Genomic DNA, 22,468 nt, shown 5'->3' on the forward strand with positions numbered 1-22,468 from the left:
CAAAATGAACAAGACATCGAAGGGACTCTCGCGACGGACCGTGCTGTCCGGCGCCGCCGCCGTGGGCCTTGCCGGCGTGGCACGCGCGCAGACACCGGCCGAGATCAAGGTCGGACTGATCGTGCCGTTGTCGGGCATCTACACCCGCCCCGGTCAGGTGATGAAGATGGGCGCCGAGATGGGCATCGAGCACATCAACGCGCAGGGCGGCATCAAGGCGCTCGGCGGCGCCAAGCTGAAGCTCGTCGTGATCGATTGCGGCGACACCACCGAGAAGGCCAAGAACGCGGCGCAGCGCATGGTGGCGCAGGAGCCGGATCTCGTCGCGGCCACCGGCTCCTATTTGTCGTCCTTCACGCTGGCGGTCACCGAAGTGACCGAGCGTGCCGAGCTGCCGGTGCTGACGCTGTCCTATTCGGATCTTCTGACGGACCGCGGCTTCAAATACATCTTCCAGACCGCCGCGACCGCGAGCCGCCAGTCCGAGCTCGGATTGCCGACTCTGATGAAGCTCGCCGAGAATGCGTCGGGCAAGAAGCCGAAGACGGTCGCGATGTTGATGGACAACACCGCGACTTCGGTTGCCACGGCCAAGGCTCTGAAGGAGAAGCTGTTCGCGCAGGAAGGCCTGCAGCTCGTCGTCGAGGAGGTGTGGACGCCGCCTCTCGCGGACGCCACCCCGCTCATCCAAAAAGTTCGCTCGGCCAAGCCCGATCTGCTGCTGTTCATGCCGAACGCGGTCTCGGACGCCAAGCTGGGGCTCGAGAAGATCAGCGAGTTCGGCCTTGGCCAGGGCAAGATCCCAACCGTGTCCTTCAGCATCACCATCGCCGAGCCGGACATGCTCCAGAGTGTGAGCCCGGAGACAGTGCAGGGCATCATGACCATCGTCGCCAATTGGGGCTCGAAAGGTCACGAGGCGCTGATCGCCGAGCTCAAGGCGAAATACAAGGAGCCCTGGATGACGCAGAACGTCATCTCGACCTATGGCGACATGTGGCTGATGAAGGAAGCCTTGGAGAAGGCCGGCAAGGCTGACCGCAATGCGGTCGCGCAGGCCTTCCGCACCATGGATGCCGGACCGTCGAAATACTATCCCGGCGGACAGCTCAAGTTCGACGAGAAGGGCCGCAGGGTCGGTGCCGGCGTCGTCATCGTGCAATGGCAATCGGGCGTGCCAGTCACCGTCTATCCGCCCGAGCTCGCGCAGGCGCAGCCGTTCTGGCCGAAGAAATAGCATCGCGCATTTTCAGGGAGGAGGATTGTCATGAGTGCAACGAGCAAGATCACGATCACCCGTCGAACACTGCTTGCGGGCGCGTCCGGCACGCTGATCGCATCCCGCGCCTGGGCCCAGCAGCCTTCGGAGGTGAAGGTCGGCCTCTTGGTGCCGATCTCCGGTATCTACGCCCGTCCGGGAACGGTGATGCGGCAGGGCGCCGAGATGGCCGTCGAGCACATCAACGCGCAAGGCGGAGTCAAGGCGCTCGGGGGCGCCAAGCTGAAGCTCGTGGTGCTCGATTCCGGCGACACCACTGAGAAGGCCAAGAACGCCGCCCAGCGTATGGTGGCGCAGGAGAGCGACCTGGTCGCAGCAAGCGGCGCCTACCTGTCATCCTTCACGCTCGCGGTCACCGAGGTCACGGAACGCGCCAACTTGCCCGTCCTCACCCTCTCCTACTCCGATCTGATCACGGATCGCGGCTTCAAATACGTATTCCAGACCTCGGCCACGGCAGGCTCACAGGCTCGCCAGGCCTTGCCGCAAATCATCAAGCTGGCCGAGACGGCATCGGGCAAGCGGCCGAAGACGGTCGCGATCCTCACCGACAACACGGCGGCGTCGATCGCCTCGGCGAAATCGATGCGCGAGGGCTTGCTGGCAGAGAACCAGCTGCAGCCGATCGTGGACGAGACCTTCACGCCGCCGCTGGCGGACGCGACGTCGCTGGTTCAGAAGATTCGCTCGGCCAAACCCGACCTGCTCTTCTTCCTGCCGACGGTGATCTCGGACGCAAAATTGCTGCTCGAGAAGATGAACGAGTTCGGCCTCGGCCAGGGCAAGGTGCCGACCATCTCGTTCGGCATCGCCATCGCCGAGCCGGACATGCTGCAGACCGTGAGCCCTGAACTGCTACAGGGCGTCCTGACCTGCGTTGCGAGCTGGGGCGCAAAGGGCCACGAGGCCCTGATCGCCGAATTGAAGACCCGCTACAAGGAGCCGTGGATGACGCAGAACGCGATCTCCACCTATGGCGACATGTGGGTGATCAAGGACGCGCTGGAGAAGGCCGGCAAGGCCGACCGCGTCGCGGTCGGCGAAGCGCTGCGCACCATGGATGCGGGTCCCTCGAAATATTACCCGCTCGGCGAAATCAAGTTCGACCAGAAAGGCCGCCGCGTCGGCGCCGGCATGACCATCGTGCAGTGGCAATCCGGCGTGCCGGTGACGGTGTTCCCGCCTGAGCTTGCGCTGGCGAAGCCGTTCTGGCCCAAGACCTGATACCGCTCGAAAGCGAAACGGAGAACAGAATGGACAAGGCGACCTACGACCGCGGCCTCGAAATCCGCAAAAGCGTGCTCGGCAGCGAGTTCGTCGACAAGGCGATCGCGTCAGCCGACGAGTTCAACCGCCCGATGCAGGATCTGACCACCGAGTATTGCTGGGGTTACGTCTGGGGCCGCGAAGGGCTGACGCGAAAGACGCGCAGCTTCCTCAATCTGGCGATGCTCTGCGCGCTCAACCGTCCGCACGAACTGAAGACCCACGTCCGCGGCGCCCTCGCCAATGGCGCGACCAAAGAGGAGATCCGCGAGGTCTTCATGCAGGTCGCGATCTATTGCGGCGTGCCGGCCGGCGTGGACGCGTTCCGGAACGCGAAGGAAGTCTTCGCCGAGCTCGACAAGAAATAAGGGCGGGCGGGCTGCGATGAAGGGCAAATGGGCACTCGTGACCGGCGCGACCGCAGGCCTTGGCCTCGCCATCGCGGAAGGCCTGGCCGGCGCGGGCTGCAACATTGTCCTGCACGACCTCGTTGCGCCGAAGCAGCCCGCGGACGAGCTCAGCGCCCGCTTCGGCGTCGAGGTCATCCCCGCCGCTGCCGATCTGTCCGGGCGCGACGACATCGAGAGCATGATGGTCGGCCTGCTCGACCGCTGCGGAGCCATCGACATCCTTGTCAACAACGCCGTTGTCAGGCATTTCTCGACGATCGAGCAGTTTCCACCCGACCGCTGGGACCAGGCGCTCGCTGTTAATCTGTCGGCGCCGTTCCACCTGATCCGCCTTGCGCTGCCCGCGATGAAGCAGCGCGGCTGGGGCCGGATCATCAATATCGGCTCGATCTATTCGAGCCGCGCGGTCGAAGATCGCATCGACTACGTCACGACCAAAGCGGCAATTCTGGGCATGACCCGCGCGGTGGCCATCGAGACCGCCCGCAGCGGAATCACCTGCAACGCGCTCTGCCCGGGTACGCTGCCGACACCGGCGATCCTGAACAAGATCGCGACGATGGCAGCGAATAGCAGACGCCCCGTCGATGACGTGACCCGCGAATATCTTGGCGAGCGGCAGCCGACGCAGCGCTTCGTCGAAATGGATGCGGTCGCCGCCATGGTCGTCTTTCTCTGCGGTACCGCGGCAAATGACATCACCGGCGCCAGCCTGCCCATCGACGGCGGCTGGTCAATCGCATGAGAGCATTGGAATGGGAGTGCTGAGATGACCGAACAACCAGGCCAGACCGTCGTCCTGACCGGCGCTGCCGGCGGCATGGGACGCGCCATCACCAAGGCGCTGCTGGACAGCGGCCGCCGCGTCGTGCTGGTCGATCGTGACGCCAAGGCGCTTCAGCAGCTGGCGGCCACCGTCGGCGACAAGGTGTTTCCGATTCAGCTCGACGTCAGCGATTCCCGGGACGTGGATAGTCTGCCGGAGGCCATTCCTGCTCATTTCAAGCCGGTCGAAATCCTCATCAACAATGCCGGGCATGACATCGGCGGCCGCACACGCTTCGACGCGGGCTCCGCCGACGACTGGTCCAACATCATTCAGACCAACCTGATTGGCCTGATGCGCGTCACCCGCGCGATCCTCCCCGACATGGTCAAGCGCAACGCCGGCCATATCGTCAACATCAGCTCCATCAACGCCGTCCGTATAATCCCGGATATGGCGGCCTACAGCACCAGCAAGGCCGGCGTGCACATGTTCACCGAGACCCTCCGGGGCGAGCTGGCGGACACCGCGATCCGGGTCACCGAGCTCCAGCCCGGCTTGACGCGGACCAACATCATCCTGACCCGCTACCGCGGCGACAAGCAGAAGGAAAAGGACTATTTCGACCAGTTCAGGATGGCGCTCGAGCCGGCCGACATCGCCCGCTCGATCGTGTTCGCCCTGGATCAGCCCGCCCACGTTCAAATTGCCGAAATGATGATTCTGCCTGTAAACCGGTATTGAATCATTCCAACCAAGGCCCGGACATGGAAAGACGCCGCGAATTGCAGTCGACACTCCGCATCGATGACGTACCGACCGTCCGAGCGATGGTGGCGCAAAAGCTGCGCGAGGCGATCATGTCCGGCACGCTGAAACCGGGCCAGCGTCTGGTCGAGCGCGAGCTCTGCGAGATGATGGGCGTCAGCCGCCCCTCGATCCGCGAAGCACTACGCGCCCTCGAGGCCGACGGGCTGGTCAATACGGTCCCGCACCGCGGCCCTGTGGTCTCCACGATCAGCCTGGAGGAGGCCCGGCAGCTCTACGCCGCCCGCGCGGTGCTCGAAGGCTTCGCCGGCCGTGAATGCGCCAGGCTTCACGACCCGGAAGTGGCTCGCCGGATCGGGGAAGCCCTGACCCGGCTGAAGGCAGCCGCAGCCAAGCAGGACCTCGTCGGATGCCTGGAAGCCAAGACCGACTTTTACGCCGCTCTGATCGGTGGCTGCCGCAACGCGTTCATCGAGCGCATGCTCAAGCCGCTGCATGACCGAATCCAGCTGTTGCGGATCACCTCGATGTCGCAGCCGAAGCGGATCAACAAGAGTTTGCGCGAGGTTACCGCGATCTGGCGCGCGATCCAGAACGGCGATGCGGACCTCGCCGAGCGCTGCTGCGTCGACCACATCAATGCGGCTGCGGTGGCCGCGCTCGACATGATCGAAAAATCGTCGGCAGCCAAGGAGGCGGCGCCTTCCGACGACTAAAACATTGCCGCCAGGGAGTGTTCGATGACGTATCTCGTACGATCGCTGATCCTGTTTGTCCTGCTCTATCCCTGCCGCGCAGCCATTGCGGAAGACTACCCCACCCGCCCGGTCACGATGATCGTGCCGTTCTCAGCTGGCGGTCCCGGCGACGTGATCGCACGCATCCTCGGCGGCGCGATGAGTGCGACGCTGAAACAGTCGATCGTGATCGAAAACGTCGTCGGCGCCGGCGGCACGCTCGGCACCAACCGTGTCGCCAAGGCGGCCCCCGACGGCTACACGCTGCTGCTGATGCATGTCGGCCAGGCCACCGCGCCGGCCCTTTACGCCAAGCTGCCGTTCGATCCGGTCGGCGATTTCGCCCCGATCGGGCTCGTCACCGACGTCCCAATGATCCTCGTGGCGCGGCCGAACTTTCCCGCCAAGGATCTCAACGAGCTCATCGCGCAGATCCGCAATGCCGGCGACAAGATCACCTTCGGCAATGTCGGTCTCGGCTCGGCCTCACAGCTCTGCGGTTTGATGTTCATGAGCACCACCGATACCAAGCTCACCCCGATCTACTACAAGGGCGGCGGCCCAGCGCTGAACGACGTCATCGCCGGCCACATCGACGTTTATTGCGACCCTGCAACCGGGCCGACGCCTTATATTCAGTCGAACACGATCAAGGGCTACGCGATCACGAGCAAGAAGCGGGTTGCAACGCTGCCGAACGTGCCGACCTCGGCCGAGGCCGGCCTTCCCGCGTTCGACGTGACGACGTGGTATGGCCTCTACGCCCCGCGCGGCACGCCGAAGCCCGTCGTCGACCAACTCGTCGGCGCGCTGCAGACCGCGTTAAAGGATCCCGCCCTGATCAATCGGTTTGGTGAGCTCAGCATGTCCCCGGTTGAACCCGAACGCGCGACGCCGGAAGCCCTTGAAGCCTTTCTCAAGGCTGAGATCGGCAAATGGGGAAGGATCATCAAGGCAGCCGGCATCGATCCGCAATAGGTTAGCTAGAGCGGATCGACCCCGTTGCTAGCTGTAGAAGATGCCTGCGTCGACGTTGAGGGCTTGGCCGGTCACAAACGCAGAATCGTCAGACGCAAAGAACGCAACGGGCCCGACGACGTCCTCCGGCTGCCCGAGCCGGTGCAGGTCCGTGACCTTCTCGAAATAGGCGACACGCTCGGGATCGCGGAGATTGTTCAACCCCATCTCAGTCACGATGATGCCCGGGCATACGGCATTGACCGTGATGCCGTAGCCGCCGAACTCCATGGACGACACCCGGGTGAAGCCGACCACGGCCGACTTCGACGCGGCATAATGGGACTGTCCCGGACCGCCCGTTCGAGCGGCGAGCGAGGCGATGTTGACGATCCGCCCGTATTTGCGCTCCTTCATATGTGGCACCACGGCCTGGGTCATCTGGAAGACGGCCCGACGTGGCCGCCGACACAGTCGCGGCGACCACGCCGTTCCATTATCCGGGCGAGCGGGCCTGCGTTCCGGCGCCGCGCGTCGGCGCCTTTGTTACCGCGCCGTGGACCGGCAACAACGTACGGTGCGAGCCGGGCACAGTACTGATTGGGTGACGCGGCCTGCCCTGTAGCTTCGCCGCATTGTGCAATAACAAGGAGCGGACTGCGCTGGTCGGCCCGCTCCTACGCGTGCGTCGCGCCGATCCGCGAGACGCTCTTCGCGAGCGGCTTGCCTGACATCTGACATCGAATTCAGTTGGATCGCCTCGTACCGGACCTACCTCTCCCTCATCACTGACCCGGCCATCGGCAACCTCGCGCGGAACATGGCCGGACAGCGCAACAAGAGGAGTCATCCATGAAACGTGCAATCATTATTCTGGCGACAGCAGCACTCGCCTCGACGCTCGCCGTCGGCGCGGCCAATGCACATGGCGGCGGTGGTGGCGGTGGCCACGGCGGTGGTTTTGGCGGTGGCGGCTAAGCCTCGACCGGCGCGGCGCTCGTCGATCGCACATCGATCTCTCGATAGCGCTCCACCGCTTCAGACGACTTGTGCTGGCCCCGACGGTTTTTCTCGGGCAGGTTGTTCATTGCGGGCAGCGCTCGCAGCACCAAGCTCCACAAGACCACGACATCTGGACAATAAATCGCGGCATCCAACCCAAGATCCGGCGTCATCACCAATTCGACTCGCAAATCTTTGGAAGTGACCTGAAACGACTCGCGATCTTTTGGCGACGGACGCGAAATCAATGACTTAATCGACTCGCATTTGATTGGTCCCGACAGCACTCAGGAATCGCTGAAAACGGTCGCGTACCGAAGGTGCGCGGATTGATTTTCTGGTCATTCGACTTGGCGATTCGACTTGGCGCGCTACGGTTTCTCTGCCGCAATCCGACCATCCGGATCCATTTTCAGATACTCACCGCGATCGGTGGCGAAAGCCGTGGTGCTGGGCAACGCCAGGCGTTGTCTCATAAGCCCTGTTGGCCCCAAACACGGGAGCCGCGCCGCCAGGGCGTACCAGGCCCATTCTGCCTGCCGGCGTCAGTTCGCAGTCGTTCAACACATCCCGATCGGGATATTGTGCCTGAAACGAATTTGGATCTTGAATCGCCCACAACGGGCACCGGGCGCTTGCAGAGCTTATCGCGCCAATCGACATCATCGCTGCAATAACAAAGGTCCTGAATCCAGTCATGGTCGTGCTCCGAACGGCTGTTGTTTTCGTGCGGAGCATTCGCGCTGCCTCGACCGGCTGCTCTGTTGAAATGCGTTTCCTTCGAATTTCTTGGTTGAACCTTAGGTGGGGATGCGCTCGGGAAAAACACGTGGGTGAACAATCACGCCTGCGCGAATGGCAAATCGGTGTGCTCACCATTGCGTGACGCACCCCGGCGACGAAGGCAAACCGTGACGCAACGGCCAGCATGAAGCCGAGTGCGGGGGTTTGCAGATTCGCACGAATTCGACCGCCGACCGGCGCGGGATGCCGAGGACGTTACCAGTCTTGCAGGCGTGGCCGATTGCGAGGGCGTAGACCGAGACTCATCTAACTCCTCATCGTAGATCTATCGGAGAAACTACCATGCGATCGGGTGTCGTTTTGAGCCTCTTCATTATCCTGTGTGCACCCGTCAGCGCCGCGGTGGCAGGCCAAGTCCATCGGCATCAGGTCCATCGGCATCATGCGACAGCGCATTCTCGTGTTTTGACGACTGGGACCGCTGGGGCCTGGGCCTATTCACCGGCACGGCCGGCCCGCCATCAACCGACCCCGCACTATGATGACCAACCAGAACCAGGTCATAATCCGTACGAGGGATGGGGTGGTTAACACCCCTCGCCGCCGCGTCTCCGCCGACTTGGCGCCCTTCGAGCGCGGCGATGTACAGCGAGTTCGCCGCCGACCTCAATCCCGGTTCAGGAGGCGTTCGCCCTCGCCCGTTCGCGGGCTTCGCGGCGGCGCTCTCGGCGCTCGCGCCGCGGCTTGGCCCGCTCAGCTGGCTGCGGCAGCGGAGCAATCTCGAATACCGGCTGGGACGTCTCATTGACCAGGGACGTCAGGCTGGGCTCGCTCGGTGCTGGGCGGGCTTCCATGAACTCCAATATGTCTCGCCCCTTGGACGTCAGTCTCCAGCCACCGCTGATGCGCTCGACAAGCCCCTGTGAAAAGATGTCGAGGTCCGGCACCCGGCTGGCGAGACGCCTCGTCCGGTCGGCCCAATCGCGGCCACTGGTCGCCAGGATGGCCATGTCGCGCTTGAGGTCTTCCATGACGGCAAAGCCGTCCGGATAGCTCACCAGGATCTTCAAAACCGTAACCTGGAAATTCACGCCCCCGCCCCCGCCCTGGATCAATCAGCGCCAGAAGATCCCCTCACGGGAAATGGCCACCGTACTTTGCTTCCGTGCGTTCGCGATTCAAAAATGTTAAGCTTGAGAAAGAAGGGCGCGCAGGCATGGCTGCAGCCCGCGTCACCAGCCTGGGATTACGGTGACAGTGCGCACAATTAACTCCGGCTTTCGCGGGTCCGAAGTCCTGAATTAGGTGCATTGTCACCGTGATACCGCGTCGTCCCTGCCACCGTGCCCGGCGATGAACATTGCGACGGCCGACCGGCAATAGGATTCGATTTCCTTGTCGTTCTCTGCTCTCGCCTGATCGAAGCGCGCGATCATCACGAGATCGGATCCTTTGAAAAGCGCGGCAAACAAGCGGGCGGACCGGTGAGGATCGGGCACGTTCAGAAGCGCCTTCGCGTGCAACTGACGCAACAGGGCCTCGATCTGGCCGATGACATGGGCGGGGCCGGCTTCGAAATGGAGCTTGCTTAGCGACGTTTGATTGGTCTTGTCGGCCATGACCATGGCTTCGACACTGCGGACGTCCGGTCTGAGCAGCGTGCGAAGCAGCAATGATCCCACCGCCATGAGCTGATCTTCGACCGAACCATCGTCGTCCTCATGCAGGGCCTGTGGTGCAAACAAGAGCTGGCAGCCGGCCGCGATGGCCGCGCCGAACAGCGCCTCCTTGTTCTCGAAGTGCCTGTAGATGCTAAGCTTGGATATCTTCGCGCGCCGGGCGACCTGGTCCAATGTCGTCGCCTGAAAACCCAATTCCAAAAAGAGTTCGCGCGCGGCGTCGACGATCGTCTGGCCAAGCGTCTCGTTGGCGGGCCGGCCGCGCCGGCGCTGGCGATTTTCGGTCACCAAATTACAGTCCTTGACAGTATCCTAATACTTGAATTACGATACCATGCAGTGTCCGAAATGTCCAAGCCAATGGGTAGGTCTCGACCTGTCCTCCAACGGAGCTTATCCCCATGGATGACGTCATCATCATCGGCGGCAGCTTTGCCGGTCTCGCCGGCGCCCTCCAGCTCGGCCGTGCGCGGCGCAAGGTCACCGTTCTCGACACCGGCCTGCCGCGAAACCGCTTTGCCCACCACTCGCATGGCCTGCTCGGCCACGATCACAAGCCGCCGCTGGATATCCTGGCCGAGGCGCGGCAGCAGCTGGCGCGTTATCCCACGATCAGGCTGGTCAATGCCCGGGCCGACAGCGTCTCCGGCGCCATCGACAATTTCTCCGTCCTCACGTCCGGTGGCGAAAGCTTTCGGGCGCGACGCCTGATCCTGAGCTATGGCATCACCGACCAGATGCCTGATGTTCCGGGCTTTGCCGAAGGCTGGGGCACGTCGATCGTGCCCTGCCCGTATTGCGACGGCTTTGAAGTCGCCGGCCAGCATTGGGGCCTCGTCTGGTCCGGCCCGCAGTCGCACAATCAGGTCAGGCTATTCCGCGATTGGACCGACAGGTTGACGCTCTTCGCCGATGGTCACGATATTCCGCCCGATATCCGGGCCGATCTGGCGCGACGCAACATACCCGTCGTCGATGGCCGGATCACCGGGATCGCCCAACGCGGGGCCCATAACGCCACCGTCAAGCTCGATTCCGGCCCCAATGTCGCAGTCGACATCCTGTTCGCGCATCCGCGCAACAAGCCGTCCGCAAGCCTGCATGAATCACTGGGCCTCGCCACGGTCAAAACACCCCTCGGCATCATCCTCAAGGTCGACGAGCGCCGCGAAACCAGCATGCACGGCATCTACGCCGCCGGTGACCTCGCCAACCCCATCACGCCGCCATCGGTCACCCTGGCATCATCGCACGGCGCGATGGCGGGTATCTTTGCCCAGCAGTCGATGGTGGTTTGAGAGCACAGATGCAGGATGAGCATGGCCGTCGAACGAGACAGCGCGGGTGTGCGCTTCCCTCCGCCCTTCGTCTATCTGGGAGCGCTGCTGTTGGGGCTGGCGGCGGAGCGGTTCGTCACCCAGCGTTCTTTCGGCATCGACTGGCGGTTGCTGGTCGCGGCGGGCGCGCCGCTGTTCGTTGCCGGCGCGGCGATGATGCTTGCGGCGGCGGGGTTGTTCCGGCGGCTGGGCACCAACGTTCCGCCGTCGCAGCCAACGACCCTCATCGCAACGACCGGCCCTTATCGGTGGACCCGCAATCCCATGTATCTCGGCATGGCGCTTATCTATGCCGGCCTTGCGATCAGCTTCGACGGGCCGATCGCCTTCGCCTTGCTCCCGTTGGTGCTGATCGCGATCCAGACGCAGGTGATCGCCCGCGAGGAGCGCTATCTGGAAGCAAAGTTCGGCGACGACTACCGCCGCTACAAGGCCAAGGTTCGCCGCTGGCTCTGACTTCCGCCGCTGCCGCGTGTGGGGCCGGCCGTCAGCCAGCTGTCCCGACGGATCGCCGTCCTTACCCGGAGCAACTCTTCAGTGTCTGGAAAGTATCCATCCGTCTTGCAGGGCCGTCCAAACAACTGGAGGCATCAATGGTCTACAGTCAAATTGTCAAAAAAGAGATCCGCAGGAGCTTCGATCATGTCAACAACCAACGTTGGGATGATGCTGCAAAAGGCCTAACGCCAAACGCGTATCACTGGGTTGCCGGAGATCATGCGTTGGGGGGTGAGCGACATGGAAAGCAATCGGTGAAGCAGTGGTTCGAGCGCATGGGCCGTGTTTTCCCGAAGCTGCACATAGATATTGAACAGGTCGAGGTGACGGGTTGGCCATGGAACACCACAGTGTTCGTCAAGTGGCGGGCCAACGCGAGGCTACTTGACGGCCAAAGCTCGTATGTGAACAGGGGCGTCCACGTCTTCAAGTTGCGATGGGGCAAGGTTTATTCGATTGAGGAATACTTCGACTCGCAGGCTGCAGAACGAAGCCTCGCTATCCAGGCTCGTGCCGGTTTGGAGGAAGCTGCGGCTGGACCAATCGTGAGCTAACGCCGATCATTCGTGTGATGCCACCATCAGCTTGGCGTTAAACAGGCGTTGAGCACCTGAGCCGTTGCGTGGTGGCATTCGAAATGCAGAGTGACGCGCATTCCACACAAGGATGTACAGAGTATACTGTCACCATCGCGCCAAACCTATAGCTTGCGATACGTCACATGCGCCGTCGCGAACGGAATGCCCGCGCGCCCGGCGCTGCCCCGCACGATGCAGGCGTGGTCATCGACCGCATAGAACCAATCATCGAAGTTCAGCTTGAACGACTTGCCGTCGCCCTGGGGCGTGTCGCGCGTGTAGGTCCAATGGAATGCACAACCGGCCTGCTCGCCGGTGGCCTCGCCTTCCAGGCGGTTCTCATGGCCGGTGTATTGGCCTTCGCCCAGCTTGTGGATGGTCCAGCGCAGCGTGTCGCTGTGGCCGTCATCGAAGGTGTAAGTTTCGGTCAGGACGACGGTGTCGGTGTCCGCGTCCAGCTCGCCATGAGCGGCGATCGACGCGCGCTTCAAGAGCCCGCCGACGAGGCTCTCGACCACCGCCCAGCCTTCCAGGCGGCCGACGAAGAACTGCTCCGGGAGAAACACGGGCGTTGTGCCCGCGAACGCATCAATGGCCATGGCTTTTCCTCCGAAACCGGTGACGACATAAGCCGCCTCTCAGCACCAGGTTCCTCAGGAGGAAACTTGCCTGTATCGGCCGCGTGCTTGCAACGCGTGCAGACCCCGCGCCAATACCTCGCGTTCTCCACAGTCTGCCGGAACAGGTGGACAAGCCGAGTCCTGCCGTTTGGGAATCCCTGCCCCGTGCTAACCGCGGGGAACGAGTGGGTGGGCGGACGGATTCGTCCCGCAGGAGCGGCCTCGCATGCTGATGACCAGGGAAAGACGACCGGCGATCCGAACCCTGCGCGGCTGGGCCATCCACGTGCTGCACGAGGCCGGCGCGATCTGCGAATGCGAGGAGCACGGCTGGGCCAAGGATCGCGCCGACCCGCACGCTCGGAAACGCGCGGTCGAGCGTGCGCGCCAGGATCCGCCGGACGGCGTCTCGGCCGATGAGGCGATCGCGGAGATCAACGATGTCCTCGATTCGATCGGCGATACCTGTCCGGAGTGTCCTGACGAGGGCCTTTGAGGCCTGCTGCAAGGCGCTTCGCGTGCTTCATGCGGATTTCCGCCGCGCCCCTGAGGCCTGCTTCTTCGCGGACGTCTCCTTGGCGGCCGCCTTCTTGCCCGCGATCGGCATCAGCATCTCCTTCTGGCCGGCCGCCGCCTTCCTCGGCTTCTTCGCCGGCTTGTCCGCCTTCGCGGGCGCGGCCTGCTTCCCGGCGTCCTTGCCGACGCTGCGGCGCAGCGCCTCCATGAGGTCGACGACGTTCTCGCCCTTCGGCCGCTCCTTCGGCCGGATCACCTTGCCGGCGCGCTTCTCGTTGATCAGCTCGATCAGCGCGGTCTCGTAATGGTCCTCGAATTTCTCGGGCGCGAAGCGTCCGGCCTTCTGGTTGACGATGTGCCGGGCGAGATCGAGCATGTCCTTGGTGACTTTCACGTCCTGGATGTCGTCGAAATATTCCTGCTCGCTGCGCACCTCGTAGGGGTAGCGCAGGAGCGTGCCGACGAGGCCCTTGTCCATCGGCTCCAGCGCGACGATGTGCTCGCGGTTGGTCAGCACCACGCGCCCGATCGCGACCTTGTCCATCTCGCGGATGGTCTCGCGGATCACCGCGAAGGCATCGTGGCCGACCTTGCCGTCGGGGCGGATGTAATAGGGGCGGATCAGGTAGCGCGGGTCGATGTCCGATTTGTCGACGAATTCGTCGATCTCGATCGTGCGCGTCGATTCCAGCGCGATCTCCTCGAGCTCTTCCTTCGAGACCTCGATGTACTGGCCCTTCTCGAGCTCATAGCCCTTGACGATGTCCTCGTTCGGCACCTCGTCGCCGGTCTCCGCGTCCACCTTCACGTATTTGATGCGGTGGCCGGTCTGCCGGTTGAGCTGGTTGAACGAGATCTTCTCGCTCTCGGACGTCGCGGGATAGAGCGCCACGGGACAGGTGACGAGGGACAGTCTCAGGAAGCCTTTCCAATTGGCGCGCGGGGCCATGTACGCAGAACTCCGGTTCGAGGCGACTTGGATTCAAGACGAACGGCGGGCTCCGGTTCCGACATGGCATGGAACAGAAAATCGCGGGACTTCCGTTGACCGACCGCATCCTGCGATCGGCTCAATTCGGGCCGAAACGGCGCGAAACGCTTGTTTGGAAGCTTGAATAGCCGGAGCCTTCCATCCGGGCGCAGCCTCGCAAGGGCTGTCCAGCTCCGTCACCCCTCCACCCGCCACAGCCGCCACCGCTCCGGGACGCCCTTCAGCCGGTGCACGCCGTGATCCCGCAGTGCGATCGCCGCCTGCGCCGTCATCAGCTCCTTCACCGCACTCGACACCAGCACCTCGCCGGCGCGCGCTTTCGCGGCAATGCGGGTGCCGATGTGGAAGGCGAGGCCCACCATCTCGCCGCCGCTGATGGTGTATTCGCCGACGTGCAGGCCCACGCGGATTTCGAGGCCGAGCGTGCGCACGGCTTTCTGGACCGCGGTGGCGCAGGCGATGCCGGCGGCGGGCTTCTTGAAGGTTGCCAGCACGCCGTCGCCAGTGGTCACGACCTCCTTGCCGCCGCACGTCTTCAGCTCCTTGCGCACCGCCGCGTAGTAATGGCCCATGACCTTGGTCCAGCGCGCATCGCCGAGCTTGGCCGCCTTCGCGGTGGAGCCGACGATGTCGACGATCAGGATGGTGGCGAGCGCCTGCTTGAGCTCGGCCCCACGTGCGGCCGACGGCCGCCGGTTCGCGATCGTGCCGGTCAGCGGCTCATAGCGATGGCTGCGGCGCCGCGCGATCGCGGCTTTGGTGTAGTCCTGCGCGCGCTGCGCGGTGCCGCAACGAACGGTCTTCTCCTGCGGCAGACGCGACCAATAGACCTTGCGCGCCGCTCCGGTGCCATGCACCTCCACCGCGCCCCATTTCAGGAAGACCGCCGAGCCGACCCGCCTGACGCACCACGCCTTCGAGGTGTATCCGGAAACGTTCGACTGATGGACACCGATGCGGAGGAATTTGGGCATGAAGGCGCGGCCAGAGACCGTTTGGGCGTAGCTTCGGCAAAGCTAGTCGTACAATCCGGCCTTGGCAACCGGCCCCGGCCTGCTGACTCCAGCAGGACAAGTTCATCCGGGAGCGATGTCCAGATCGATGTGCTATCCTCTTGTGGGGCGGCAGATGAAGACCCGGAGAGAACCCATGGCAACGAGTGTCAAGCAAATGCTGGAAGCTGCGAACGCGGCGGTCCCGAAGATCACCTCGGAGCAGGCGGCCGAGATGATCAACCAGGGCAACACGCTAGTCGTGGACGTTCGCGATGCGCCGGAAGTCGCCGCCAGCGGCAAGATCGCCGGCGCCGTGAATGTCTCGCGCGGGATGCTGGAGTTTCGCGCCGACCCGGAGTCGCCCTATCACGACAAGGCGTTCGACAAGAGCAAGACCGTCATCCTCTATTGCGCATCCGGCGGCAGGTCGGCGCTGGCCGGTAAGCTCTTGAAGGATATGGGTTACGAGAACGTCTACAACGTCGGCGGCTTCAAGGACTGGACGGGCGCAGTCGAGAAGTAGCGAGATCAGCAGCGCGGTTCCGTTGACTGCGCTGCGAACTCCGATTGGCACTTTCTGCGGCAAGGCGCGTTGCGGTGTTGTCGAGGAGGCGCAGATGACCAAGACCAAGGCTGCCCACGCGCAAGACGCAAAGATTCCGACGCAAGCAGCGCTCAATCCCGGTGACGAAGCCCCGCCCGGAACCAAGGGCACCGGCGACGACGTCTGTCCCGATTGTCACGGCAAGGGACGCATCGACGGCGCGCCTTGCGCCACCTGCGGCGGGAGCGGCACCATCACGCGGGCAGTCGGCGGCGCCTGACGCCGCCTCGTCCAGCGGCTTCATCTTCGTAGCAACGATCGGCCCTTCACGTGTGTTTTCTCCAACTGGAGACAGTGAGGCGCACTATGAACAAGACGACCGGACTGACACCCGACGATTTTCCGATCGAAGTCGACAAGGACAAGCTGAAGACCCACAAGGGCGAGCCGGTGGGCTCGGCCGAGACCGAGCAGATTGCGGACGAGATCGCCGACCGGCTGAACGAGCACGCCCACCAGGAAGAGCAGGATCGCTGGTCGGCGTAGTTCAGCGGGGTTGCGACCGCCGGCAGGAATTGGAACGACCGCGCGTTCCCGCGCATTGGCCTTTCGCCGGCGTCTCACCATTCCGGCAAATGGCGGCCTCGGCTCAAGCCCCGCCCCCGGATGCCGGGCCGAGGCCGCCTAGAGAGCGATGCGATCAGGATGAACCGTCATCGCGCTCTAGGTTATTGTTTGAGCATGATCTTTTCGGAAAACCGCTGCGCACTTTTCCGGATCATGCACTAGGCCGAGCACAGGAGCGGACATGAAAGCACTCGTCATAGCAGGGCTCATCGCGGCGCTCGCCTCGTCTCCTTACGCCTTCGCGCAAAGCGGCGCGGGGCCGTCGAGGACGGGCTCCGGCATCAATTCGACCGGCACCGGCGGCACGACCGGCGCGGGCGCCTCCAGCCTCAATACGTCGTCGGACGCCAACAGCGGCGGCGCCAGTGCACCGGCGAAGTCGTCAACGATGAGGCCGGGCGACAACGATCCGGCCAGGCAGACCCAGGGCGGCCAGCAGGCCCTGCCGAACGCTCCCGGAACTAACCGGAAATAGCGCGAGCCGGATAGGCATACAGCTCGATCGGGGCGTTGAAGCCGCGGACCTCGTGCCGGCCGACATGCTCCAATGCGAACTCCTTTTCGACAAGCTCGGCGAAATCGCGTGACAACAGCACGTTCCTGCCGAGCGTCTTGGTCAGCGCCTCCAGGCGGGAGGCCATGTTGACGGCCGGGCCGATCACCGTGAAATCCAGCCGCTGGGCCGATCCGATATTGCCGTACATGACATCGCCGACGTGGACGCCGATGCCGTAGTTCAGCGGCGCGCGGCCGGTCGCGCTGTTCCGATCGTTGAGCGCGGCCATGGCTCCCCTCGCCTCTGCCACCGCGTGCAGAAGATTGGCGCAGGCGTTCGGCTGATGCAGCGGGAAGATGGCGAGCAGCCCGTCACCGATGAATTTCAGGATCTCGCCGCCGTGCCGCGCGATCGGCTCCGACATTGCGTCGAAATAGTCGTTGAGAAGGTCGATGACGTCATCGCGCGGCCAGTTGTCGGAGATCTTGGTGAAGTCCCTGAGGTCGCAGATCATGATCGCGGCGCGCACCGTCGTGCCGGTGCCGCGCCTTGTGGCGCCGGCCAGGATCAGCTCGCCGGCATGGGAGCCGACATAGGTCTCGAGCAGCGTGCGCGCCAGGCGATTCTTGATGCGAATCTCGCTGACCAGCGCCAGCACCGGCAACAGCTTCTTCAGACCGGCGACATGCGCGTCGTCGAAACCGCCGGGACGATCAGTGGCAAATGTGACGACGTGGCGCTTGCCGAGCGTGTGCAGCAGCGGCCAGGCCACATAATCGGTCATGCCCAGCGAGCGCATGTCGTCATAGAGAGCATGCTTGCGACCGAGCGAGGAATCCTGTTCGAGCTTTTCGCGGACCTCGTCGGCACCGTCATGGATCTCGTTGGCGGAGCTGCCGATATATTCGGACCGCTCGCGAACGTCATAGTCGGCCAGCGTGATCTCCGCCTCGCGCTTGCCGTCGGACCACATCATGCGGGCCCCCAGCCATTGCGGATGATGGATCATCACGTGAAGCGTCGATCGCTTGAGCGGGATGCCCGCCTGCTGCAGGCGGATGCACATTTGCGCGAAGATGTTGTCGATGAAGCGCTCGTCGCGCGTGCCGTTGGTCAGCCAGTCGATGACGCCGTCGGCCTGCGTGGGGGCGTATGTGTCTGGCGCGTTCATATTCTGCCCCTCGAGCTGACATCTTTAGCGAAGCAGATATCGTGTGCCGGCCGGGCGGCGTCAACCTGGCCAGTTGCATGGATTGTGCGCATCGGTCCGAGGTTCTAGACCAGAAGCCGGATCGACCCCAGCACCGCCAGACCCGCGACGAGCGCAAGCTGCGACGGCCCCGCCAGCTCGAGCTTCAGCGTGCCGGTGCGGGGAATCGCAAATTCCTCATTGTCGAGGCGGATGCGGCATTCGCCCCGCGGGGCGTAGACCAGATGCGTGCCGGCGGCGAGGTGCCGGTGATCGCCGGGCTGCTTCAGTGCGAGGAGATCGATCTCGGCCGCACCGCGCGCGCCATGAGGTTCACGACCTCGACGGGACCGGCCGCGAGCTCGGTCACGATCTCGAGCTCGCCGGTGAAACGCACCGTCGTAAAAGGTTCACGCTCGTCGAATTCCTGCGTCGGCGACTTCAGCACCAGCCCGCGCCCTTCGACGACCATCTGCAAGCGGTCGATGCCGGGCATGTGGGAGAAGGGACCGGGCGCAAAAATCGGCGTCGACGCAAAGCGCCAGAGCAGGCTGTCCCAGTCCTTGCGCGGCGCATCGGCCCGGTGCGCGTCGGCGATGTCGGTGAAGACGCCGCCGCCGTTCTTCCACGGCGAGCGGGTGTAGTTTTCAGGATTGAGCAGCGTGGTCTTCATGGAGATCCCCAATGCGATGAGGGTGCGGATCCAGGAACGGCTCGGCCTCCTTGCGCACCGTGTCCAGATGCGTGAACAGCGAGACGTGACCGCCATCGGGGAGCGCCAGCAGCTTCGCCTGCGGGATTGCCCGGCAGACGTTCTCGGCATGCGAGAACGCCACCACATCATCGGCGCGTCCGTGCACGACGAGAGCAGGCGCCGAGACCGTTCCTGCGGGCAACCGCTCGAGCGCGGCAAATTGCGCGATGTCGTTGACGGTCCCGGGGATCCTGGCGGCTAGATGCTCGAACACGCTCGCCTGCAAGGTGCGCAATAAGAGGCCTGCCTCGGGATGGCGCAAGGTTCGCTCGCGCATTGCGTCATCGGGAATCGCGCGGCGCGCACCAGCTTGCGGATTGCGTTCAGCCCGCCACTTCAGGACCCCTGGCAATCCGGGAAGACGCGCAAGATGGCGCATCATGCGCAGGCGCGCGGCGATGTCCGGCGGCGTTTGCAGTCGTCCCGTGCAGGCCGACACCAGCACCAACGCGCGGCAGCGCGAGGGATGCCGCGCGGCAAATTGCAGCGCCGAAGGGCCGCCGGCCGAGACCGCGACGACGGCCGCGCTGGAAATCCCGAGCGCGTCGAGCAGATCGCGATAGAGATCAGCCTGGTCATCGGGCGAGGCGCCCAGCTCCAGGCGCGAGCCGAGATAGCCCGGACGAGACACGGCAAGAACCCGCTTGTCGCCGAGCGTCGAAGTGAGTGCACGCGCGAGCAGCCACGATTGGTCGTGGCCGCCCATGCCACCATGGATGGCGAGGATCGCAGGCCCCTCGCCTGCGACCGAGCATTGGATGATCCCGCGGGAGGTCTGCACCGAGACCGGAGCAGGCCCGGCGAGCGGCAATGCGTCCGGATTTGCGGTCATGTTGCGCCTTCCACGCTTCCGGGTGCGCCGGCCTTGAGATGACGCAGAAGCTTCGCGGGACGCTGACGCCTGGGTGAACTGCAGACCCAGGCGATCCCTTACAATAGGCCCCCGGCTAGCTCAAGGGTTCGGCCTGCGGAATGCGCGGACGCGCGCATGACGCCCGCGGAATCCGCGCGGCTATTTCGACGCCAATGCCGCCACAGGCCGCCAGCTGACGTCGGGCGCAGCTGCAGCGAGCCGACGGCAGCGGTCGCGCATCAGCTCGGCCGGGCGATCGTCGCCGCGCTGCTTCAGCACCGCCTCGAAATCGGCGAGCGCATCGGCAAAGCGGCGGGCGCGATAGGCGGCGAGGCCGCGCTCGTAATCGGCGATCCAGCCGGTGCTGCCAACCGCCATCTCGTTCACCATCCCGATCAGCTCGTGAACGGAGAGTCCCTCCTCGCGTCCGTAGACCGCGATGCTGTCGACCTCGCGCGTGACGACGGCACCGTGCGCCAGACATTCGGTCGCCGCGCCGATCAGGATCTGCGTGCCGTAGGATTTGTTAGCGCCTTCGAGCCGGCTCGCAACGTTCACGGCATCGCCGATCACGGTGTAGTTCAGCCGCAGCTCCGAGCCGATATTGCCGACCAGCATGCGGCCGGAATTGATGCCGATGCGGATCTGGAGCGGCTGACCGAGATCGTCGACCAGGCCCGACTCGTCGAGCGCCCGGCGGCAGGCGAGCGCGGCGCGGCAGCATCGCGCGGCGTGATCGCCTTGCGGCTGCGGCGCACCCCAGAACGCCATCACGGCATCGCCGATGAACTTGTCGATCGTGCCGCCATTGGCGACGATGATCTCCGAGGTGAGGTCCAGATAGCGCGACAGCAGCGGCACGACGCGATCGCCGAGCCGCTCCGACAATCCGGTGAAGCCGGCAATGTCGATGAACATCACGCTGAGCTCCTGCACGCTGCCGCCGGGCTTCGCCTCGACGCCCTGGCGCAGCAGGCCGCGGACGAGATCGGCCGGGATGAACTTGCGGAATGCGGACAGGCCGGACGCCATCTCCGCGATTGCGCCCGATAGGCTTGCAATCTCCTTGAGCCGCGATGGATGGCGACGGACCTGCTCCAGCGCGAAGGCTTCGACATGGCGCAGTTCGCCGACCACGCGCGACAGCGGCGCCGCAATGACGGACCGCGCCATCATCGCCGAGGCCAGCGCCGCGAGCACCGCGCCGATGGCGAGGCCGAGGATCAGGCGATGCAATGTCGTCTCGACCGGTCCGAGAAATTCGGCCTCGGGGATCACGGTCGCGAGCGACCAGCCGGGAAACGGCAGCGGCGTCAGCGCGACCTCATAGGCCGCACCGCCCGAGGTGAGCCGACTTCGCCAGGCCTCCTTGCGGCCGCCTTCCCCCGCCTGGTCGAGCGCTGTGCGCGCCAGCGGCAGCAGCGCGGTGTCGCCGCGGGCCGGATGGAGCTCGTCGGCGTCCTTGTCCGGCGCTGCGACGAGCTCACCGCTGCCATCGACGATGAAGGCGGTGCCCGTGCGCCCGACCTCCAGCTGCGACAGGAAGCGCGCGAGCCTGGTATATTCGATGATGACGGCAAGCACGCCTTGCCGCTCCTGATAGACGTCGATCGGTCCGGCGAAGGCGATCGATGGCCGCTCGCCGGTCGCGTGGTCCATGACCCTGAACCATTGCGGGTCGTCCGCGCCGAGGCCGGCCTTGAACCAGGCCTGATCGGCGACGCGGAAATCGGTCGGCTCGAAGCGGCGGTTGGCGAATTCGATGTCGCCGGGCACCACGTCGTATTCGTCGACCCGGCGCTGGCCCGGATGATCCGTCAGCGAGATCTCCATCATCTCCAGACGACGATCGCCGAGCTTGTGCGCGGCGAAGAAGGAGCCGTCCGGCCAGCCGAACGCGACCCAGGAAATCGTCGCCTGCGATTGCAATTGCGAGAGAAAGACGAACTCGCGCTTGTCGGCCTCGCGGGTGTCGAGCACGTTCTGGAGGAACAGCGTGCGGATCGCGGTGTGGGCGGCGCGCGCCTCGTCGACGATGGCCGAGACCTCCTTGCGCACCGCCGCCACGATCTGCTCGTTGATGGTCGAGGCAAGCTGCCGGCTTGCGCCCTCCGCCGTGCGCCACCAGAGCAGGCTGGAGAGCGCCGCGGTCAGCAGGATCGCGGCCAGGACGAGCGCGGACACCGCAAGACGGATGCTGACCGTCAGCCCTGCAAGCGCACGAAGCTGGCGTCCGGGATCGACGTTCATGGTTGTATCCGCCTTTGGCTGGGTACGACTCTTGTGATCGCTACGCAGATGTCCTGCCGTCCGTTACCTCTGCCAACCTTGGTAGGAGGCATCCAATGCTCTCGCTCTAACGTGTCGATAGCGCCAAGGCATTGGATTTGGGCACCCACTTGCCCGCTAATCCCGTCCAAGCGCACCGCCCGTGCGCCCGATCCAACCGGTCTCACGTATTCGTGAGCAGCCCGCCGTAACGCGGGCGGCGCGCGCAGCGAAGGAGACCATGCGCGCATCCCAGGCGATGCCACCTCGAACAGGAGAACCTCGATGTCTGCCAAACATACCGTCACCTCCCTGGTCCTCGCCGGTGCGGTGTCGACCGCCCTCGCGACCCTTGCCTCCGCCGCCCCTCTGAGCAAGGCCGAAGCCGATGCCGCCGTCGCCGCCAAGAAAGAGAAGTGCTTCGGCGTCGCACTGAAAGGCCAGAACGATTGCGCGGCGGGACCGGGCACCACCTGCCAGGGCACCTCGACCGTGGACTACCAGGGTAATGCCTGGAAATTCGTCAAGGGTGGCACCTGCACCAGCATCGAGCTGCCGGGCGGCAAGAAGGGTTCGCTGAAGCCGATCTGACGG

28 protein-coding genes and 1 pseudogene are annotated in these 22,468 nt (G+C 64.3%); 18 read left to right on the forward strand and 11 right to left on the reverse strand.

What is annotated here, in order from left to right; genetic code table 11:
* Positions 1-4 precede the first annotated feature (4 nt).
* Genes ACM43_RS05445 through ACM43_RS05475 form a run of 7 tightly spaced genes read left to right on the forward strand, consistent with a single transcriptional unit; the run spans position 5 to position 6,204 of the window.
* Complete coding sequence (locus tag ACM43_RS05445) at positions 5-1,237, forward strand: ABC transporter substrate-binding protein (RefSeq protein ID WP_271538677.1); 1,233 nt, start codon at positions 5-7, stop codon at positions 1,235-1,237.
* 30 nt (positions 1,238-1,267) lie between these two features.
* Positions 1,268-2,503 (forward strand): ABC transporter substrate-binding protein, encoded by a 1,236-nt coding sequence (locus ACM43_RS05450; RefSeq protein WP_157285228.1) that lies wholly within the window; start codon positions 1,268-1,270, stop codon positions 2,501-2,503.
* 29 nt (positions 2,504-2,532) lie between these two features.
* Positions 2,533-2,913: a carboxymuconolactone decarboxylase family protein gene (locus ACM43_RS05455; protein WP_036011548.1), complete on the forward strand. Its 381-nt coding sequence runs from the start codon at positions 2,533-2,535 to the stop codon at positions 2,911-2,913.
* 16 nt (positions 2,914-2,929) lie between these two features.
* Positions 2,930-3,700, forward strand: coding sequence for an SDR family oxidoreductase (locus ACM43_RS05460; protein ID WP_271538681.1), 771 nt, complete (start codon positions 2,930-2,932; stop codon positions 3,698-3,700).
* 24 nt (positions 3,701-3,724) lie between these two features.
* Positions 3,725-4,465 (forward strand): SDR family oxidoreductase, encoded by a 741-nt coding sequence (locus ACM43_RS05465; RefSeq protein WP_271538683.1) that lies wholly within the window; start codon positions 3,725-3,727, stop codon positions 4,463-4,465.
* 23 nt (positions 4,466-4,488) lie between these two features.
* Positions 4,489-5,205, forward strand: a complete 717-nt coding sequence (locus tag ACM43_RS05470) for a GntR family transcriptional regulator (RefSeq protein WP_050991723.1) — start codon at positions 4,489-4,491, stop codon at positions 5,203-5,205.
* A gap of 24 nt (positions 5,206-5,229) precedes the next feature.
* Complete coding sequence (locus ACM43_RS05475) at positions 5,230-6,204, forward strand: tripartite tricarboxylate transporter substrate-binding protein (RefSeq protein ID WP_271538685.1); 975 nt, start codon at positions 5,230-5,232, stop codon at positions 6,202-6,204.
* A gap of 27 nt (positions 6,205-6,231) precedes the next feature.
* Here the strand turns inward: ACM43_RS05475 and ACM43_RS05480 are convergent, their stop codons facing one another.
* Positions 6,232-6,624, reverse strand: coding sequence for an SDR family oxidoreductase (locus ACM43_RS05480; protein WP_271538687.1), 393 nt, complete (start codon positions 6,622-6,624; stop codon positions 6,232-6,234).
* A gap of 17 nt (positions 6,625-6,641) precedes the next feature.
* On the opposite strand from ACM43_RS05480, the gene ACM43_RS05485 reads away from it, so the two are divergent.
* Entirely contained in the window at positions 6,642-6,791 is a 150-nt protein-coding gene (locus ACM43_RS05485) for a hypothetical protein (RefSeq protein WP_271538689.1), read from the forward strand.
* Between the two features lie 244 nt (positions 6,792-7,035).
* Positions 7,036-7,161, forward strand: coding sequence for a hypothetical protein (locus tag ACM43_RS05490; RefSeq protein WP_271538691.1), 126 nt, complete (start codon positions 7,036-7,038; stop codon positions 7,159-7,161).
* Here the strand turns inward: ACM43_RS05490 and ACM43_RS05495 are convergent.
* The 3 genes from ACM43_RS05495 to ACM43_RS05505 all read right to left on the reverse strand — a co-directional run bounded on the left by ACM43_RS05495 (position 7,158) and on the right by ACM43_RS05505 (position 9,896).
* Positions 7,158-7,472, reverse strand: a complete 315-nt coding sequence (locus ACM43_RS05495; protein WP_271538693.1) for a hypothetical protein — start codon at positions 7,470-7,472, stop codon at positions 7,158-7,160. The genes ACM43_RS05490 and ACM43_RS05495 overlap by 4 nt on opposite strands.
* A gap of 1,134 nt (positions 7,473-8,606) precedes the next feature.
* Positions 8,607-9,020, reverse strand: a complete 414-nt coding sequence (locus tag ACM43_RS05500) for a hypothetical protein (protein WP_271538849.1) — start codon at positions 9,018-9,020, stop codon at positions 8,607-8,609.
* A gap of 222 nt (positions 9,021-9,242) precedes the next feature.
* A complete protein-coding gene (locus ACM43_RS05505; protein WP_271538695.1) occupies positions 9,243-9,896 on the reverse strand; it encodes a TetR/AcrR family transcriptional regulator in 654 nt (217 codons plus the stop codon).
* A 113-nt stretch (positions 9,897-10,009) separates the two neighbouring features.
* Between ACM43_RS05505 and ACM43_RS05510 the strand changes: the two genes are divergently transcribed.
* The 3 genes from ACM43_RS05510 (at position 10,010) to ACM43_RS05520 (ending at position 11,997) form a co-directional block, all read left to right on the forward strand.
* Positions 10,010-10,906: an NAD(P)/FAD-dependent oxidoreductase gene (locus ACM43_RS05510; protein WP_271538697.1), complete on the forward strand. Its 897-nt coding sequence runs from the start codon at positions 10,010-10,012 to the stop codon at positions 10,904-10,906.
* A 21-nt stretch (positions 10,907-10,927) separates the two neighbouring features.
* Complete coding sequence (locus tag ACM43_RS05515; protein WP_271538851.1) at positions 10,928-11,401, forward strand: methyltransferase family protein; 474 nt, start codon at positions 10,928-10,930, stop codon at positions 11,399-11,401.
* Positions 11,402-11,538: 137 nt separating this feature from the next.
* Positions 11,539-11,997: a nuclear transport factor 2 family protein gene (locus ACM43_RS05520; protein WP_128262808.1), complete on the forward strand. Its 459-nt coding sequence runs from the start codon at positions 11,539-11,541 to the stop codon at positions 11,995-11,997.
* A gap of 146 nt (positions 11,998-12,143) precedes the next feature.
* Here ACM43_RS05520 and ACM43_RS05525 read toward each other — a convergent pair whose 3' ends face one another.
* Positions 12,144-12,620: a DUF3833 family protein gene (locus ACM43_RS05525; RefSeq protein WP_271538701.1), complete on the reverse strand. Its 477-nt coding sequence runs from the start codon at positions 12,618-12,620 to the stop codon at positions 12,144-12,146.
* A gap of 247 nt (positions 12,621-12,867) precedes the next feature.
* On the opposite strand from ACM43_RS05525, the gene ACM43_RS05530 reads away from it, so the two are divergent.
* Positions 12,868-13,137, forward strand: a complete 270-nt coding sequence (locus ACM43_RS05530; RefSeq protein WP_157285235.1) for a hypothetical protein — start codon at positions 12,868-12,870, stop codon at positions 13,135-13,137.
* 27 nt (positions 13,138-13,164) lie between these two features.
* On the opposite strand, the gene ku is transcribed toward ACM43_RS05530, so the two are convergent.
* Together ku and ACM43_RS05540 are read right to left on the reverse strand one after the other, a co-directional pair.
* A complete protein-coding gene (gene ku, locus ACM43_RS05535) occupies positions 13,165-14,106 on the reverse strand; it encodes a non-homologous end joining protein Ku (RefSeq protein ID WP_271538704.1) in 942 nt (313 codons plus the stop codon).
* A gap of 218 nt (positions 14,107-14,324) precedes the next feature.
* The gene (locus ACM43_RS05540; RefSeq protein ID WP_271538706.1) at positions 14,325-15,122 is read right to left on the reverse strand and encodes an adenylate/guanylate cyclase domain-containing protein; all 798 of its coding nucleotides are present in this window, start codon (positions 15,120-15,122) and stop codon (positions 14,325-14,327) included.
* Positions 15,123-15,297: 175 nt separating this feature from the next.
* Between ACM43_RS05540 and ACM43_RS05545 the strand changes: the two genes are divergently transcribed.
* The 4 genes from ACM43_RS05545 to ACM43_RS05560 all read left to right on the forward strand — a co-directional run bounded on the left by ACM43_RS05545 (position 15,298) and on the right by ACM43_RS05560 (position 16,789).
* Entirely contained in the window at positions 15,298-15,666 is a 369-nt protein-coding gene (locus ACM43_RS05545) for a rhodanese-like domain-containing protein (protein WP_157285238.1), read from the forward strand.
* Between the two features lie 94 nt (positions 15,667-15,760).
* The gene (locus tag ACM43_RS05550; protein ID WP_050991724.1) at positions 15,761-15,967 is read left to right on the forward strand and encodes a hypothetical protein; all 207 of its coding nucleotides are present in this window, start codon (positions 15,761-15,763) and stop codon (positions 15,965-15,967) included.
* Positions 15,968-16,053: 86 nt separating this feature from the next.
* Complete coding sequence (locus tag ACM43_RS05555) at positions 16,054-16,233, forward strand: hypothetical protein (protein WP_271538709.1); 180 nt, start codon at positions 16,054-16,056, stop codon at positions 16,231-16,233.
* 262 nt (positions 16,234-16,495) lie between these two features.
* Positions 16,496-16,789, forward strand: a complete 294-nt coding sequence (locus ACM43_RS05560) for a hypothetical protein (RefSeq protein ID WP_128262803.1) — start codon at positions 16,496-16,498, stop codon at positions 16,787-16,789.
* On the opposite strand, the gene ACM43_RS05565 is transcribed toward ACM43_RS05560, so the two are convergent.
* From ACM43_RS05565 to ACM43_RS05580, 4 genes and pseudogenes are all read right to left on the reverse strand, one after another.
* The gene (locus ACM43_RS05565; RefSeq protein WP_271538713.1) at positions 16,776-17,981 is read right to left on the reverse strand and encodes an adenylate/guanylate cyclase domain-containing protein; all 1,206 of its coding nucleotides are present in this window, start codon (positions 17,979-17,981) and stop codon (positions 16,776-16,778) included. The two genes, ACM43_RS05560 and ACM43_RS05565, sit on opposite strands and share 14 nt — an antisense overlap.
* 104 nt (positions 17,982-18,085) lie before the next feature.
* Positions 18,086-18,672, reverse strand: a pseudogene (locus ACM43_RS05570) (HutD/Ves family protein).
* Positions 18,647-19,585, reverse strand: a complete 939-nt coding sequence (locus ACM43_RS05575) for an alpha/beta fold hydrolase (RefSeq protein WP_271538715.1) — start codon at positions 19,583-19,585, stop codon at positions 18,647-18,649. Before ACM43_RS05575 ends, ACM43_RS05570 begins: the two are co-directional and overlap by 26 nt.
* Positions 19,586-19,765: 180 nt before the next feature.
* Positions 19,766-21,856 carry an adenylate/guanylate cyclase domain-containing protein gene (locus ACM43_RS05580; RefSeq protein WP_271538717.1) on the reverse strand — a complete coding sequence of 697 codons (2,091 nt, stop codon included), beginning with the start codon at positions 21,854-21,856 and terminating at the stop codon, positions 19,766-19,768.
* Positions 21,857-22,159: 303 nt separating this feature from the next.
* Here ACM43_RS05580 and ACM43_RS05585 point away from each other — a divergent pair, with 303 nt between their 5' ends.
* Complete coding sequence (locus ACM43_RS05585; protein ID WP_036026732.1) at positions 22,160-22,465, forward strand: BufA1 family periplasmic bufferin-type metallophore; 306 nt, start codon at positions 22,160-22,162, stop codon at positions 22,463-22,465.
* The last annotated feature ends 3 nt before the right edge of the window (positions 22,466-22,468 follow it).

Origin of the sequence: Bradyrhizobium sp. CCBAU 45321, from assembly GCF_028128975.1 — a bacterium.
Taxonomy (GTDB): domain Bacteria; phylum Pseudomonadota; class Alphaproteobacteria; order Rhizobiales; family Xanthobacteraceae; genus Bradyrhizobium; species Bradyrhizobium yuanmingense.